Raw genomic sequence first — 14964 nt, 5'->3', positions numbered from 1 at the left:
GGGCCGGTCTGGTCGTGCAGCGCGCGCGCGATCTGCCTGCCGCGTTCGAGCAGTTCGCGATGGCCGAGATCGCTGATGGTGCCCAGCAGCCGGCGCCAGTGCGGCCGGACGCCGCCACGGCCGTCCACCATTTCATCCAGGGGGATGCGCGCGAGATCCATGATGCTGGATGTATGGGCGAATGCCGGTCAACAGTAAACGGAATTGCGGGCCCGGCGGACCAGATCGTGGATGAAGGCCAGTTTTTCCAGAACCGGCGGCGCCAGGACGAACGGGTAGAAATCGGCCTGGCCCATCGAGCGGTTCAGGCTGTTGATCGCGTAGGTCAGGGGCATCCAGGCCCGCGCCACCGGTTCGAACGATTCGACGTCATAGGGGTCGAAATCGATGTCAGCCTGCGGCGCTGGGCCGGCCTGCGGCGCCGGATTGCCGGGAGCCTGCGCCCCGACCGACAGGCCATAGGCCCGGGCGGTTTCGAGTGTCGCGACGATGTGCAGGTAATGCGCCCAGGTCTCGGCGAAATCCTCCCATGCATGGGTGGTGGCGTAGTCGCTGACATAATGGTCCTGCCAGCCGGGGGGCGGGCCCGACTGGTAATGGTGCTGCAGGGCCGCCCGGTAATCGGCGCGGTCGTCGCCGAATATGGCGCGGCAGGCCGCCAGGGCCCCTTCGTCGCTATCCCCGCTCTCGTCTCCGCCCCCGTCGCGGACCAGCAGGTTCCAGTAGTAATGGCCGACTTCGTGGCGGAAATGGCCCAGCAGGGTGCGGTAGGGCTCGCCCATCGCGACGCGCATCGTCTCGCGCGCCGCATCGTCGGCCTCGCGCACCGCGATCGTGACCACGCCGTCCTGGTGGCCGGTCATCGCCCGCGTGCCGTCCGCGGCGTCCTCGAGGAAATCGAATGCCAGGCCGTCCCGCGGGTCGTCCTGCCGCGTGCGGATCGGCAGGCCGAGGCGGAGCAGCGTATAGATCAGCCGGTGCTTGGCCGTCTCCAGCCGCTGCCAGCGTTCGGCATTGCCCGGGATGGCGAGGTCGGGGATCACCCGGTTGTGGCGGCAGGCCAGGCAGAAGGCCTCGCCGCCCTCGGGCACCAGCCAGTTGCAGACGCCATGCGCGGCATTGGCGCAGAATCGGTACGTCGCCCCCTCGGCCGCCCGCGCCGACAAGGGGCGCCAGGCTCCGCCCTTATCGTCCTCGCCCGTCGCCACGGGTTCCAGCGCGCTGAGGTCATTTTCCTCGGGCAGGTACCCCAGCGTATGACCGCACCGTTCACAGACCGTGTTTTCGAAGAACAGGACCTGATCGCAGGCCTGGCAGACGAACAGCTTCATGACGAGGGTCTCCATGCCGTTTCACGCGCTTGCACAACGTCTTGATCGGCATGGTGTTCCGCTGCGGCGGGGCACGGGGCGTCCGGGACCCGAATGGGTTGAAGTCGGCCGCTTCGGCCTTGTGAAGTGTTTCGATATTATTATTTCTTCTTAATTTATTGTAAATTTTTTAATGAATGAAATAAAAATTTTACAATACATGTTGCGAGGCAACCTGCGAGTGTTCGAGAAGACAATATGGTATCGTCAAGTTACGACGTCGAAACGGTCAGGTCGATCCGGCGGTTCCAGGGCTCGCACTTCATCACCAGTCTCTTTCAGCTTGTCTCGACCATCGGCCTGCTTCTGGCCTGTTATGTCCTGCTTTATGCGGGTCTGGCCCATGGATGGTGGGGAGTCCTGCTGCTGACCCCTCTTGCCTCGGGGCTGTCCATCCGTGTCTTCGTGCTGCAGCATGATTGCGGGCATGGATCAATGTTCAGAAGCCGGTGGGGCAACGATGCGGCTGGCCGCCTCTGTTCGCTGCTGACATTGACCCCTTATGACCACTGGAAAAAGCATCACGGCCTGCATCATGGTTCATGGAACAACATGGACACGCGCGGACGTTTGTCGGACCTGTATTCGGACTGCATGACGGTGGCGGAATATGGGAAGATGACACGCTTGCGGAGGTATATATACCGGACCAGCAAGAATCCTGTCCTTACCATCTTCCTGATGCCACCGCTGATCTTCTTTGTTATTTACCGAATTGCGTTCGATACGCCGCGCCACTGGGTGAAGGAACGTGTCGGCGTCTATCTCACCAATCTTTGCCTGCTTATCGGGTACGGAACGCTTGCCTGGCTGGTCGGGCCGAAATCCGTCGCACTTGTCAGTTTCATGGTGATCTATCCCGCCGCCGTGATCGGTGTCTGGCTGTTCCTCGTGCAGCATAAATTCGAAGGAGTTCAGTGGTCTGGAAATCCACAATGGAATATTTTCGATGCCGCGGTGACCGGATGCTCCTTCCTGCGGCTTTCAGGAATCCTTCGTTGGTTCACGGGGGATATCGGGACTCACCACATACATCATCTGGCCCCCGGGATTCCCAACTACCGCCTGGTCGCCTGCCACGAAGCGCATCCGGTTTTTCAAAACGTAAAGATACTCACCTGGCAGGATGGAATCCGGGAGGCCTGGACCAATAAGCTGTGGGACGAGAGCGCCCAGGCCATGGTGGATCTGCGCTCTGTGCGCCATCTTTTGCAGTAGATCGGGCGGTATATTTGAGTCGAGATTGGTCAGGAAGCGTCTTTGCTCCGCGGCCATTCGGGTGCGGCTGCGAAATGGTGCTTGAGCCGTGACGTGGTGGCCTCGATCCCGGCATGCCAGCGATGTCCGCACATTGCGGCGTTCGGATGGTCGATCGCATTTCACCGAAAAAGCGACATGAAAAATTTCACAAATTGGCAAAATCGGTGTATAGGTGTTTATCTGCTGATCTGGGGGTAAGCCATGTCCACCATCCGCTGGAATGTCGCGGTTTCATCTGAAGTGGATCAGTCCGTTCGCATGTTTCTCGCCGCCAATGGGGGGGGGCGCAAAGGCGACCTGTCCCGTTTCATCGAAGATGCCGTGCGGTCCTACCTGCTGGAACAGGCTGTAGACCAAGCCAAGAGAGCGACCCAGGATATGAGCGAAGCTGAACTGGCCGATTTGGTGAATGAAGCCGTGCAGTGGGCACGCGGGCACTGAATGCGGGTTGTTCTGGATACCAATATCCTTGTTTCCGCTCTGATTTACCCTCGTGGTGCCCCTGACGCGATCTATCGCGCCTGGCGGGCGCACCGCTTCGATCTGGTCACGTCCACGACCCAGCTTGAAGAACTCAGGCGCGTCAGTCGCTATCCCAAACTCCGACCGATTCTGCCGCCTCACCGGGTCGGGGCGATGATCAACAATATGCGCAAAATATCTGTGGCCGAGCGGCTCCCTGCCTTACCGGCTGACGTGACGATCAACGATCCCGACGATACCTTTCTCCTGACAATGGTGCTGGCGTTCGATGCCGATTACCTCGTAACCGGCGATCATCGTGCCGGTCTGCTGGAGAAGGGTCGTTTTCAGAGGGCACGCATCGTTACCCCCTCAGAGTTCTGTTCCATCGTCCTTGGTTGAGTGGTTTCAGGCCGGTTTTGGCCGCCGGCCGCGCCGGCGTTCCGGCAGGCGGATGACGGGCGGCCTCGGTCGAGGATGTTCTGGCTCTGACGCTGGAGGCGCTGCGGTTATTTTGTGAAGGACATGCCCGATGTGGCGTTTCCATTTTCAATGAAGAAGGAGGTCATTCCGATAGAGTGTGCCGCCCTTCATGACGATTTTGATGTTCCGAGCATTGCCGAGGATGTCTGCGCGCGCCAGGGGGTTGCCGTCCACCACGATGAGATCGGCTGCTGCGCCGGGTTGTACGATACCGAGTTTTCCTTCCATACCAATCAGTTTGGCAGCGATTGTCGTCGCACTTGCAACAATGTCGAATGCGGGCAGCACGCGGGCGCGGATGGCGAATTCCTCGTTCTGCCGGGGATGGGCCGCACCCAGGAGGTCCGTTCCGAACGCCATCGTCAGTCCGGCCTCCTGCATGATCGCAAGGCTCTCCATGCCGCGGGTCCGGACATCGGCGACCTTGGCGATCGACACCGGGGGCAGTCCGTATCTGTGTCCGTCGCTTGCCAATGCCTCGTATGTCACGAGCGTGGGGACGGCGATCGCACCGCGGCTTGCCGCCAGCGCCGCGGTGGGTGCATCGATGTTATTGCAGTGTTCCAGCGAGTACACGCCTGCGCGCACAGCACGTTCGATGGCGTCGGGCATGTAGAGATGCGCAGCCACGTACGTGCCGTTGTCGCGCGCCTCCTGCACCGCCGTCTCGATCTCCGCCACGGAATATCCCTGCGCGGCGATCGGATCGGTCGGTGACGATACGCCGCCATTGGCCATGATCTTGATGAACTGGGCGCCCTCGCGCATCGTCTCGCGCACCGCGACACGCACCTCGTCCACGCCATCCGCCACGCGGCCCAGAGCGCCAAAATTGCGCGCCCAGCGCTTGGCATCATACGTGTCGTGACGAAGCCGGTTATCCGCATGCCCGCCCGTGCGCGAGAGGGCCTTGCCGCAGACGATGAGGCGGGGGCCGACGATATGCCCTTCCTCGATCCCCTCCGCCAGACCATGCGTCGCGCCGCCGACATCACGTACTGTGGTGAAGCCGCGCGCCAACATGCCCTTCATGATCGGAAGCGAGCGGGCCATGGCGAGCGCATCCGGAAGCTGCGCGTTGGCGGTAAGATCCATCGTGCTGGCGACGACGTGAACATGGCAGTCGATCAGACCCGGCATCAGGGTCGCCCCGCGGAGGTCGATCACCTGTCCGGCCTTTTGGTCGAAGGCGGCATCGGTCGCGACGATCGTGCCATTCTCGACCAGGACATGGCCTTCGCGGGGCTCGCGCGCAGTGCAGTCGACGATCGACGCATTGCGAAACAGGATCTGGCTCATAACACCTCGGGTACGATGGATCTGACGATAAAGACGTCTGGGAAAAAGGTTTGCGGCCCCTAAAGCGCTTCGAGCACTAGGCGCTCGGTTCGCGGCCCGAAGATCAGGACGACGACGCCGCCGAGCAGCAAAGTCGCGGCGATCGCCGCGAAGACGCCGGGGACGCCGATATGCGGCATCGCTTCGGCCACCAGGACGGGCGAGACAATGGCCCCCAGGCGTCCGATCGCGGACGCGCTTCCGCAGCCGATCGCGCGGAGATGCGTGGGGAAAAGCTCGGGCGTGTAGGCGTAGAGACTGCCGTAGGCCCCGCTCAGGCAGGCCGAGAGGGCGGAGGCGGCCGCGATTACGCCCGCATCGCTGCCCGCGATGCTGATCGCGCCGCCCGAGGCGACGCAACCGAGCAGAAACGACGTGATCGTCTGGCGACGGCCGATCACTTCGATCAGGGCACTGGCCAGAAGATAGCCGGGTAGCTGCGCCGCATAGATCAGTATCGAGAAGCCGAAACTATGCACCATCGTCATCCCGCGTGCGATCAGCAGGCTCGGCATCCATGTGAATACCGCGTAGTAGCTCGCCGTCAGGCAGAGCCAGACCGTCCATGCGACGAAAAGCCCGCGACGATGCCGCGCCGAAAGCAGGCCACCGCCGTAAGGCAGCACGGGGACAGGCAGTATCGCGGGCTCGGGTAAGCCGGATACGGGACCCAGTACCGTGCCGCGTGCGGCGATCTGCGCCTCGATCCCGCTCATGACGCGCGCGGCCTCGTCGGGGCGCCCGATACTCTCCAACCAGCGCGGCGACTCCGGCAGCCGCCTGCGCCACCAGAGCAGCGCCAGCACGGGGAGTGCCGTCAGGCCGATCGCCTCGCGCCAGCCTGCGGGGCCGCTCGGCACCACGATCCAGCCGATTACGGCCGCCGCGACGAAGCCGCAGGAGAAAAATGCCGCCAGCGCGCTGACGAAGGCGCCGCGATATCGCGCGGCCACGAATTCGCTGAGATAAGGCGCCACGATGGCGGATTCCGCCCCGGTCCCGAGGCCGGCCAGGATCCGGCTGGCGAGGAACGCGGGATAGGACGATACGAGCGCGGAAATGCCCGAGGCCACGCAGAACACTGCCAGGGCCCCCATCATGACCCCACGGCGGCCGAACCGGTCCCCCACCGCACCGGCACCCAGGGCGCCGAAGAAGAAACCGATATAGGTCGCGCTGCCGACCAGGCCGAGCCTGGCCCCGCTCAGGGCCCATTGCGTCTTAAGCACCGGAAGCACGAAGGCGATGATCGCGGAATCGAGGCCGTCGAACGTATAGCCGGCGCCCCCGATCAGAAGCAGCACGAGATGGAAGCGCGAGAACGGCAGACGTTCGATCCGCCGGCCGATGGTGCTCATGGCGGTGCGCCGCGGGCGGCCGCGATCTCGCGGCGGAACAGGGCACGCCAATAATGCAGCAGGTCGTCGAAATAATCCTCGTCCTGCCGCAGCACCTGCTGCGCGACCATGCCGCGCATCAGGCACATCGTCGCGTTCAGGATCGTCCGTGCCTGTTGCGGCGTGAGCGAGGTGCTTCGGGCGAGATGCTCCCAGATGCGATCGAGCGCCGCATGAAACGTCGCCACGACCGGTATCAGGCGCAGCCGGAAGGCCTGGTTGTTGCGGGCCTCCGGCAGATACTCCAGCGTGACGTGGAACAGCCGTTTCGCCATCATCTGCCACAGATAATCGACGATACGGTCGGTATCGATGGGAAGAAGCTCGATCCTCGAGGCGAAATCTTCCAGCGCCGAGGTCGCCTCGCTCAACTGCCACGAGATCGCGGCGACCACGAGGTCTTCCTTGTGCGCGAAATGATGGGTCAGCGCCCCGCGCGATACCTGCGCCCGTTCGGCCACGTCCTGCGTGGTCAGGCGGGTGTAGCCGTTCTCATGGAGAAGATCGATCGTCGTCTCGAGCAGCGCCATGCGCGTGGTCTCGCTGCGCTCGGCTTGCGAGCGCCGGCCGCCGGATCTCGTCTCCCGCCGCAATTGCACCTCCATGATGAATCTCCGGTCGCAGATCAAGCACGCGGGAGTGTAGCGGCGGGGTGGCCATCCCGCCAAGCCGCCGGGCGCCAGCTCATCCGTACGCCAGGTCATCCGTACGTCGCCAATGGGCCGTGGGCGATCAGCGGCGCCGTTGCGAGCTGAACGAGCGTTTCGAAACTTCTGAGATCGACGGAAACGAAATGGCGGGCGTCGTGCAGCAGATTGATCGTGCCGATCACCGTACCGTTCCAGCGCACCGGGAAATTGACGGCGCTCGCGCAACCGAGGGATGCGATGATCGCGTGGTCCGCATAGGCCGCCCGCACCGCATCCTCGTCCGGAGCATGAAAGATGCGCGCCTCGAACAGCGCGGCTTGGGCCCAGGGCGCGTCTGCCACCGGCTTCGCCCCGCCGATCGGATAGCGGGCCGGGTCGTTCGTCCAGACGCGCCGGCAAAGGGCCGCTTCCGGATCGTGCTGCAGGATCGTCGCAAGCCGATATCCCGGATCGTCGAAAAAGGCCGCCATCAGAGCCGAGAAGCCCGCATCGGGTTGTGGCGTGTCCGCGAAGGCGCGCAGGACGCCGGCGACGGATCGCATCAGAATTCCGCCCCCACCGTCACCATCGCCGAGAACGGCGCGGCGACATAATAGGAGGGGGTGTTGCCGGCGATCGTGGTGCCGTAGATCCCCTTCGTCATCCGTGCGTTCGGCTGGATAACGGCGACCTGGCTCAGATACGGGACATCGGAGAGATTGGCCAGATTGAGCCGGATGCTCGGCTTGTGCAGCATGCCCATGTTCGGCAGACGGTAGCCCAGTCCGAAATCGACCGTCTTGTAGGCGGGCATCGACTGGTCGTTCATGAAAGTCGCATACTGGCTGTCGACCCATTTGAACGTCAGGTTGGCGAAGAACGGGCCGCGCGTGTAATTGACGCCGAGCGTGGTGATGAATTTCGGGCTGGCGACCATGGTCCGCCCCTTCGTCGGCAGGAGATCGCGTCCTACGGCGAGGTTGTTGTCGAGGCGGGCATCGAGGTACTGGCCGTTCACATAGGGCGAGAATCCCAGGAACGGCTTGAGCGCCACTTCGGCCGTCACGCCGCGGATCGTCTCGCCGCCGGCGGAGATGGCCTGCTGGACGGGTGCGCCGTTCAGATAGGTCAGCGCCACGAGCTGTCGGTTCGTCAAGTTCATGTTGAACAGCGCCATGTCGAAATCGAACATGCCATGATAACGCATGCCGATTTCCTCGCCGATGCTGTATTCGGCGCGCGCGGAGGGATTCCCCGCCGACGTCACCTTGCCCGTCGTGACGTTGAAGGAGGTCGGATAGGTGCTCAACGTCACCGGCGGCCGCGTGTTCGTCGTGCCGTTGACGTAGAGCTGGACCTGCCGGTTCACCTGCCAGGACATTGCGACGCGCGGCATCGGCTGCGTGATCGCCGACGCGTAATGATAGGGCGCGCCCGGCAGCTCGTTGGTGCCGGAGAGATAATACATCATCGCCTTCAGCCCGGCCGTGAGCTTGACCCGATCATGGAACAGGCTTTGCGTGTCGGAGACGTAGAACTCGTTGATCTGCGCGCTTTCCTGGAAATGGTTGCCGGTATAGATCGCCCCGTTCGGCGCGCGGAGGACGTATTTGCCGAAAGCGTTGGGAGAATTGCCGTCCGAGTCGAGCGGCGTGTAGCCGCCGACCTGCTCCATGTTCCAATGGTCGTACCAATATCCGGCGATCAGGTGGTTCGTGGTGGTCGGGTCGTATTGCGCGTATGCGTTGACGCCGGTTGCGAACTGCGTCTGGTTGGAATGGACCATTGCCGGCGTAACGGCGTTCGGAAGCCCCGGATCGACCTTCTGATCGCCGAAGTAGAAAGCATTCCTGTTGATGGTCGTCTGGCCGGGGCTGTCCACCTGCGTCCAGTGAAAATACGGCGTGATGTGCAGTTTCAGATTTTCGGCAAGTGCGACTTCGTTCTGCCATGACAGGAGAACGTTCTGCCGGTTGTATACGTAAGATTTCCAGTAATTCGTGGTCTTTCCGGGGAGGTAATTCGATGCATAGGTATTTTGGGAGAAATTGTCTCCGGCCGTGTTCGATGCCTCCCAACCGGCGAGGGTGAAGGGCGCGAGGCGGGCATTGTCCCAATCCGAATATGAGATGAAGAGCGACGATTTCGCGCTGTCACCCCATTCCCTGACCGCCTTGAAATCCACATGATCGCGCGTGTTGCGTCCGGGGCCCGTGTAGTTGTCCGCAGCCGCCCGCGCGTAGGACGCGAACAGCCTGATGCCGGAATGACCGATCTCGCCGCTATCGGCACGGGCGAAGACACGCTGTCCGCGAAATGAGCCGTAGCTGTAATCCACCATGGCCCCGCGGCGGCGCGACGGGTCGCGGACGGATTCGATCAGTTCGCCGCCGGATGCGGTTTGAACGGGATCATTGATGCGCGATGTGCCGGCGATCAGGGTGATGTCGGAAATGTTCTCGTTGTCGGCCCAGGTCTCGGTGTATGGCCAGTAATAGGCCTGATCGACCCCGGGCGCCCCCTCGATGGTCCAGCCCATTTCCGTCGAATCGAGTCCGCGCACCGAAATATTGTTTCGGACCGACAGACCATAAGCGTCCGAGGAGCCGAAATTCACGCCCGGCAGGGACGCCGCGATCTGCAATGGCGACGAAGCGGCACCGCGCTGCTGAATGGCCGTTGCGCTGATCGAGTTTGTCGCCTCGGGTGCATGCTGACGCTTCATGAGCCCACCGGCGAGGGTTCGCGCCGCACTGACCTGTATTTCTTCCGGGTCTTGCTGCAGGGAGGCGGATGCCGGCTTCCTGGCCACGCCGTGCGCGGCCTTGGAGGGCGCCCCCAGTGCCCCGGAAACAGGGGGAGCGACCTGCGTCAGCACCGTGGCGCAGAGCAGGATACCGGGGCTGGAGACGATCTTGCGCATTGTGCTGATTGCCTTGGCGAGGGGGTGGTTCGCTTCATTATCGCCCTACGAATCGATATCGCAACTAAAAACATACGAGTCGGTTCGTTTTTGCGTGGGCACTGTTCAGTGCGCCGCCACGATCGGGGCGTAATTTTGCAGCCGCGCCCGAATGGCTTCAGTGCGAAGGAAACGTCCTGACCGATCGCGATTCAGATGTCCAATGCACGCAATGCGGTCCCATGCCTTTCCCCCCCCATCTACAGTAGGCGGACGGCCGGTTACTGGTCATGATTGCCGCTCGATTCGAGCAGCAGGTAATCGCCTTCGGGCGCCGAGCCGGTGCCTATCTCGACGAAGTTGCAAGCACGATAGAACGCCATCGCCGGCTGGTTGGCGAGCAGGCACTTGAGCCGGTAGCGTTTCGCCGGCCAGCCCGGCAGCGCGCGTAACAACGCCCGGCCGACGCCGCGCCGAAAATATGACCGTTCCACGTGCAGGTGGTGGATGAAATCATCCGGCTCCCAGAGCGACATGAAACCAGCAAGCCGTCCCCCTTGTCCATAAGCGACAAGCAGCCTTTCCCCGTCGGTCTGCGCGTCGAAGTCGGCCAGGGCGAATGCGCTTTCCGGTTGCCATGCAAAGGTTTCACGCCGCGAACGTAGAAACAGTTCGCGCAGGGCCGGCCTGTCTTCGGCGACTCCATCACGTATGAAAATCGTCATCATTCTCTTGTCTGGCTGGGAGAATCCGGGAATGCAAGCGTCCATTGACGAGACTGTCTCCGACGGCCTCGCTTTTCCCCCTGCGTCGCCGGCACCGCCGGGCGCACACCTGTCGCTATGGCGAATGCAAAAATTCCTGAGGAACGTGCTCTTGGTCGCGATCCTTGGATCGCCCCGCCTCGCCCGGATCAGTCAACGCCTCGCAGGCGCTGCAAGAACCCTGTTCGAGCCACCCCGACGGAGGATGTCGCAATTCGGTCAGCTTCGCGCTTTCCCAGTTTTAAGCAGCCCGTGGATCACGGCCTCGCTATAGCTGGCATTGGTGGATTAGAGATGGGCAGGTTTCGAGAGGCGCATCGGCGATAGCTGCCGTTGCGAAAAGTGGCGGGTTGCGCGACAATGTTTGCGGTCCAAAAGATACGCCAAAAACAGCGCTGCAGCCCATCCAGAAAACGTCCGAGTCAATCTGCCCTCGGGCTCTTGATCAGATCGATGAGCGCGCGGAGAGGCGGTGGAACATAACGTCGTCCGGAATAATAGAGACACAATCCGGGGAATGACGGCGTCCAATCGTCAAGCACCCGCATCAGCCGCCCGTCCGATAGGTCGTCAGCCACGTTCCACTCGCTGAGATAAGCGAGCCCCAGTCCGGCACGGGCGGCTTGCAGCATGAGCAGCGGCTCGTCCAATATGAGGGGACCGGCGCAGTCGATCGCGACGCGCTCGCCCCGGCGTTCGAATTCCCAGTCGTAGAGGATGCCGCCCGGCGTGCGGATACGGATGCATCGATGGTGGGCGAGATCGGCCGGCGTGCACGGTGCCGGGTGATCCGCGAAATAGGCGGGGGCGCCGACGACTGCGAAGCGCTGATGCGGCCCAAACGGTATGGCGATCATGTCCGCCGGTACGAATTCGGCGAGCCGCACCGCGGCGTCGAAGCCGGCGGCCACGATATCGACCAGCTTGTTCTCCGTAACCAAGTCAACCGTGACCTCAGGATGAAGGCGGGCATAGTCGATCATGACCGACTGCATGATCTGCCGCGCTGCGCCGCTGGACATGTTGATACGGAGCACGCCGCCGGGCGCGACCGACTGGCTGGTGGCCCGCTCCATGGCTCGCAGAAGCTCGGCCAGCGGGCCTCTCACGTCGGCGAGCAGGTGGTGGCCGATGTCCGTCGGGGCGACGCTTCGGGTCGTCCGGTGAAACAGGCGTACGCCGAGTTCGCGTTCGACCGCGGCGACCAGATGGCTGAGTGAGGATCGCGACATGCCAAGCTCGATCGCGGCGGCGCGAAATCCGCGATGATGCGCGACAGACTGGATCGCGCGGAGTTGCATCAAATTGACGATTGTACCGACTCCTTCACCTTCTCGTCTCAGATTATACGTCTTATTCGACCAGTTGCACCGGCCTATGTCGATGGCGCAGCATGATGCTCGTGCTGCTTGTGTTGAAGGGAGAAACCATGCCTAGACGTTGGCTTGTCACCGGCAGTTCGCGCGGGTTCGGCCGTGCTATCTGCGAAGCGGTGCTGGATGCTGGCTGCGATCTGGTCGCCACCGCGCGGGATCCCTCGGTGTTGGCGGGGCTTGGGGAAGGCCGGGCGGGTCGCCTCGCGCTCGCGCCACTCGACGTTGCCGATCCGGCGCAGGCTGAAGCTGCCGTCGCCACCGCGATCGACCGGTTCGGAGGTGTGGACGTTCTCGTCAACAATGCGGGCTATGGCGATATTGGCTCGGTCGAGGATACCTCGCTCGCCTCCTTCCGGCAGCAGATCGAAACCAACCTGTTCGGCACGATCATCATGACCAAGGCCGTGGTTCCTTCGATGCGCGAACGTCGCTCCGGGCACATTATCCAGTTCTCGTCCGTGGGCGGCCGCCTGGGGGCACCGGGCCGGGCCGCTTATTCAGCCGCTAAATGGGGAGTGGAGGGCTTTTCCGAAGTGCTCGCCAAGGAAATGGCCCTGGTCGGCGTGCGAGTCACCATGGTCGAGCCGGGCGGCTTTCGCACGGACTTTGCCGGCGCCTCCACCACGATCGAGGAAGGACGGCCGGACTATGACGCGGTGGTCGGCAAAGCCGCGCGGATGCAGCGCGCCTATAATGGCAATCAGCCCAATGATCCGCATAAGGGCGCTGCGGCGATCCTGGAGCTTGCCCGCATGGAGAACCCGCCGCTGCGCCTGCCGCTTGGTTCCGATGCTGTCGCGGCGATTGAAGCGTTCGACTACGATCGGCTTGCTGAGCTTCAACGCTGGCGGTCGCTGAGTGAGACAACCGGCTTCGATACCTGGAACCGATAAGCTTCCGCGCAGACCGTGCCTCTCTTCCGCTCAAATCAAATGACAGGTTTTAGGACGACAGGTTGTTCGGCTGAGGGGCCGGGACTGGCCGACTGCTGACCGGCATCTGTGACAGCGGTGCGCCCGCCGCGGTCGGGCAGCAGCGCCCTGCGTCTCCACCCCCGTTAGAGTGCATCTTCACCCGTTCAAACGAGTCCGTTTGAACGGGATCTGTTCTAGTGTCCTGATTCCGAAATTCGCAAGCGAATTTTGGAATCGAAAGGACAATAGAATCAATATTTTAGTGGCCTGCTGGTCCGAAAAATTCTCATAAGAATTTCTCGGGCAGGACACTAGGCGAACCGTCGCAGGTCCAGCGTGCGCGGCTGCTCCAGCGAGCGGGCGGGTACGGGGGCCGCCATGGGGCCCACCGTGTGGCCGAACGGGAAGAAGCGCGTGCGGCGCCGGGCCTCGGCCTCGTTCGCGTTCACCGGCCGGGTTTCGTAATTGCGGCCGCCCGGGTGTGCGACATGGTAGGTCAGGCCGCCGATGCTGCGGCCGGTCCAGCCGTCATACACGTCGAAGACAAGCGGTGACTGCGCGCCCACGGTCGGGTGCAGGGCGCTGGGCGGGTTCCAGGCCTTGAAGCGTACCCCGCCGACATATTCGCCCTGCCGGTCGGTGCGGGTCAGCGGTATGCCCACGCCGTTGCAGGCCAGCACGTAGCGTTCGTCCACCCAGCCCGAGACGCGGACCTGCACCCGCTCGGCGGAACTGTCGACATAGCGGACGGTGCCGCCCGAGCCGGGTTCCTCGGCCAGGGTGTGCCATGGTTCCAGCGCGTGGCGCAGTTCCAGCGTCATGCCCAGCAGCGGGATCGTGCCGATTTCGGGGAAGCGGAATTCGAAATGCGGCGCGAACCAAGCCGCGTCCAGCGGCGCGCCCAGCGCGCGCAGTTCGGCGATCGCGTCCTCGAAATCCTGGCGGACGAAATGCGGCAGCATGAAATCGTCATGCAGGCGGGTGCCCCAGCGGACCAGGCGCCGGTCATAGGGCTGGTTCCAGAAGGCCGCCACCGCCGCGCGCATCAGCAGCATCTGTGCCGCCGCCATCTGGTGATGGGGCGGCATTTCGAAGGCGCGATATTCCACCAGCCCCAGCCGGCCGGAGCTGCTTTCGGGGGCATAGAGCTTGTCGATGCAGAATTCGGTGCGGTGGGTGTTGCCCGTCATGTCCGCCAGCAGGTTGCGGAACAGCCGGTCGGTCAGCCAGGGCGGCGTCGGCTGGTCGGGCCGCACCTGCGCGAAGGCGATTTCCAGTTCCGCGACGCTGTCGCCGCGGGCCTCGTCCACCCGGGGGTGCTGCGAGGACGGGCCGATGAATAGCCCGCTGAACAAATAGGACAGCGCGGGATGGTTGTGCCAGAAGCCCAGCAGCGATTTCAGCAGGTCGGGCCGGCGCAGGAACGGGCTGTCGGCGGCGCGGGTGGCGCCCATGACCACGTGATTGCCGCCGCCGGTGCCGACATGCCGCCCGTCGACCATGAATTTCTCGGCCACCAGCCCGACCTGCCGCGCCTGTTCGTACAGCTCCTGGCTGCGGGTGACGTGCTCGTCCCAACTGGCGGCGGGGTGGACATTCACCTCGATCACCCCGGGATCCGGCGTGATCGAGAAATTCAGCAGGCGCGGGTCGCGCGGCGGCTGGTAGCCTTCCAGCATCACCTTGCGGCCGAAGGCGCGGGCCGTGTCCTCGATCGCCGCGCAGAGATCCAGCCAGTCCTCGGCCGCGTAGAGGGGCGGGAAGAAGACGTGCAGGATGCCGCCCCGGGCCTCGACCGCGAGGGCGGTCCGCACCAGTTCGGGCTCTTCGCGGCCGACCGCGACCAGATGCTCGGCGATCGCGCGGTCCAGGCCGATCCGGCCGCCACCGGGATGAGGGGGCAGGGCGGGTAGGTCGGACAGTTCGGGTTCAGCCCCGTCCGGAATGCTGCCCGGAATGCCCGGAATATTGCCCGGAACATTGCTGGGAACGCCCTGGCGCATCCATTCCGGCGGGCCGTTGCCGGCCGGTCCGGCCCGGCGGGCCAGGCCCGGATGGGGCGGCAGCGG

13 protein-coding genes are annotated in these 14964 nt (G+C 63.5%); 4 read left to right on the top strand and 9 right to left on the bottom strand.

Annotation, left to right across the window (positions count from 1 at the left end):
• Window positions 1–188: 188 nt before the first annotated feature.
• Complete coding sequence (locus HUK84_RS04055; RefSeq protein WP_176639110.1) at window positions 189–1331, bottom strand: zinc-binding metallopeptidase family protein; 1143 nt, start codon at window positions 1329–1331, stop codon at window positions 189–191.
• Between the two features lie 237 nt (window positions 1332–1568).
• Between HUK84_RS04055 and HUK84_RS04050 the strand changes: the two genes are divergently transcribed.
• The 3 genes from HUK84_RS04050 to HUK84_RS04040 all read left to right on the top strand — a co-directional run bounded on the left by HUK84_RS04050 (window position 1569) and on the right by HUK84_RS04040 (window position 3494).
• Window positions 1569–2588 (top strand): fatty acid desaturase family protein, encoded by a 1020-nt coding sequence (locus HUK84_RS04050; RefSeq protein ID WP_176639106.1) that lies wholly within the window; start codon window positions 1569–1571, stop codon window positions 2586–2588.
• 243 nt (window positions 2589–2831) lie between these two features.
• A complete protein-coding gene (locus tag HUK84_RS04045; protein ID WP_176639105.1) occupies window positions 2832–3071 on the top strand; it encodes a ribbon-helix-helix domain-containing protein in 240 nt (79 codons plus the stop codon).
• Window positions 3072–3494 (top strand): putative toxin-antitoxin system toxin component, PIN family, encoded by a 423-nt coding sequence (locus HUK84_RS04040; protein WP_176639104.1) that lies wholly within the window; start codon window positions 3072–3074, stop codon window positions 3492–3494.
• A gap of 147 nt (window positions 3495–3641) precedes the next feature.
• Here the strand turns inward: HUK84_RS04040 and HUK84_RS04035 are convergent, their stop codons facing one another.
• The 7 genes from HUK84_RS04035 to HUK84_RS04005 all read right to left on the bottom strand — a co-directional run bounded on the left by HUK84_RS04035 (window position 3642) and on the right by HUK84_RS04005 (window position 11906).
• Entirely contained in the window at window positions 3642–4874 is a 1233-nt protein-coding gene (locus HUK84_RS04035) for a metal-dependent hydrolase family protein (protein WP_176639103.1), read from the bottom strand.
• 59 nt (window positions 4875–4933) lie between these two features.
• Window positions 4934–6271, bottom strand: a complete 1338-nt coding sequence (locus tag HUK84_RS04030) for an MFS transporter (protein WP_176639102.1) — start codon at window positions 6269–6271, stop codon at window positions 4934–4936.
• Window positions 6268–6915 carry a TetR/AcrR family transcriptional regulator gene (locus tag HUK84_RS04025; RefSeq protein ID WP_176639101.1) on the bottom strand — a complete coding sequence of 216 codons (648 nt, stop codon included), beginning with the start codon at window positions 6913–6915 and terminating at the stop codon, window positions 6268–6270. Before HUK84_RS04025 ends, HUK84_RS04030 begins: the two co-directional genes overlap by 4 nt.
• Window positions 6916–7010: 95 nt before the next feature.
• The gene (locus tag HUK84_RS04020; RefSeq protein ID WP_176639100.1) at window positions 7011–7502 is read right to left on the bottom strand and encodes a GAF domain-containing protein; all 492 of its coding nucleotides are present in this window, start codon (window positions 7500–7502) and stop codon (window positions 7011–7013) included.
• Entirely contained in the window at window positions 7502–9862 is a 2361-nt protein-coding gene (locus HUK84_RS04015) for a TonB-dependent receptor (protein WP_176639099.1), read from the bottom strand. The genes HUK84_RS04020 and HUK84_RS04015 overlap by 1 nt, the downstream gene beginning before the upstream one ends.
• Before the next feature lie 260 nt (window positions 9863–10122).
• The gene (locus HUK84_RS04010) at window positions 10123–10569 is read right to left on the bottom strand and encodes a GNAT family N-acetyltransferase (RefSeq protein WP_218064200.1); all 447 of its coding nucleotides are present in this window, start codon (window positions 10567–10569) and stop codon (window positions 10123–10125) included.
• A gap of 458 nt (window positions 10570–11027) precedes the next feature.
• Complete coding sequence (locus HUK84_RS04005) at window positions 11028–11906, bottom strand: LysR family transcriptional regulator (protein ID WP_176639098.1); 879 nt, start codon at window positions 11904–11906, stop codon at window positions 11028–11030.
• A gap of 92 nt (window positions 11907–11998) precedes the next feature.
• On the opposite strand from HUK84_RS04005, the gene HUK84_RS04000 reads away from it, so the two are divergent.
• Window positions 11999–12874 (top strand): SDR family NAD(P)-dependent oxidoreductase, encoded by an 876-nt coding sequence (locus tag HUK84_RS04000; RefSeq protein ID WP_218064199.1) that lies wholly within the window; start codon window positions 11999–12001, stop codon window positions 12872–12874.
• A 332-nt stretch (window positions 12875–13206) separates the two neighbouring features.
• Here the strand turns inward: HUK84_RS04000 and HUK84_RS03995 are convergent.
• On the bottom strand, window positions 13207–14964 hold a 1758-nt coding region (locus HUK84_RS03995; RefSeq protein WP_176639097.1), incomplete at its 5' end, for a transglutaminase family protein.

It is taken from the genome of Nguyenibacter vanlangensis (assembly GCF_013376155.1).
GTDB lineage: Bacteria > Pseudomonadota > Alphaproteobacteria > Acetobacterales > Acetobacteraceae > Gluconacetobacter > Gluconacetobacter vanlangensis.
The sequence above is the reverse complement of the archived record's forward strand: the minus strand, read 5'-3'. Positions and strand labels throughout refer to the sequence as shown.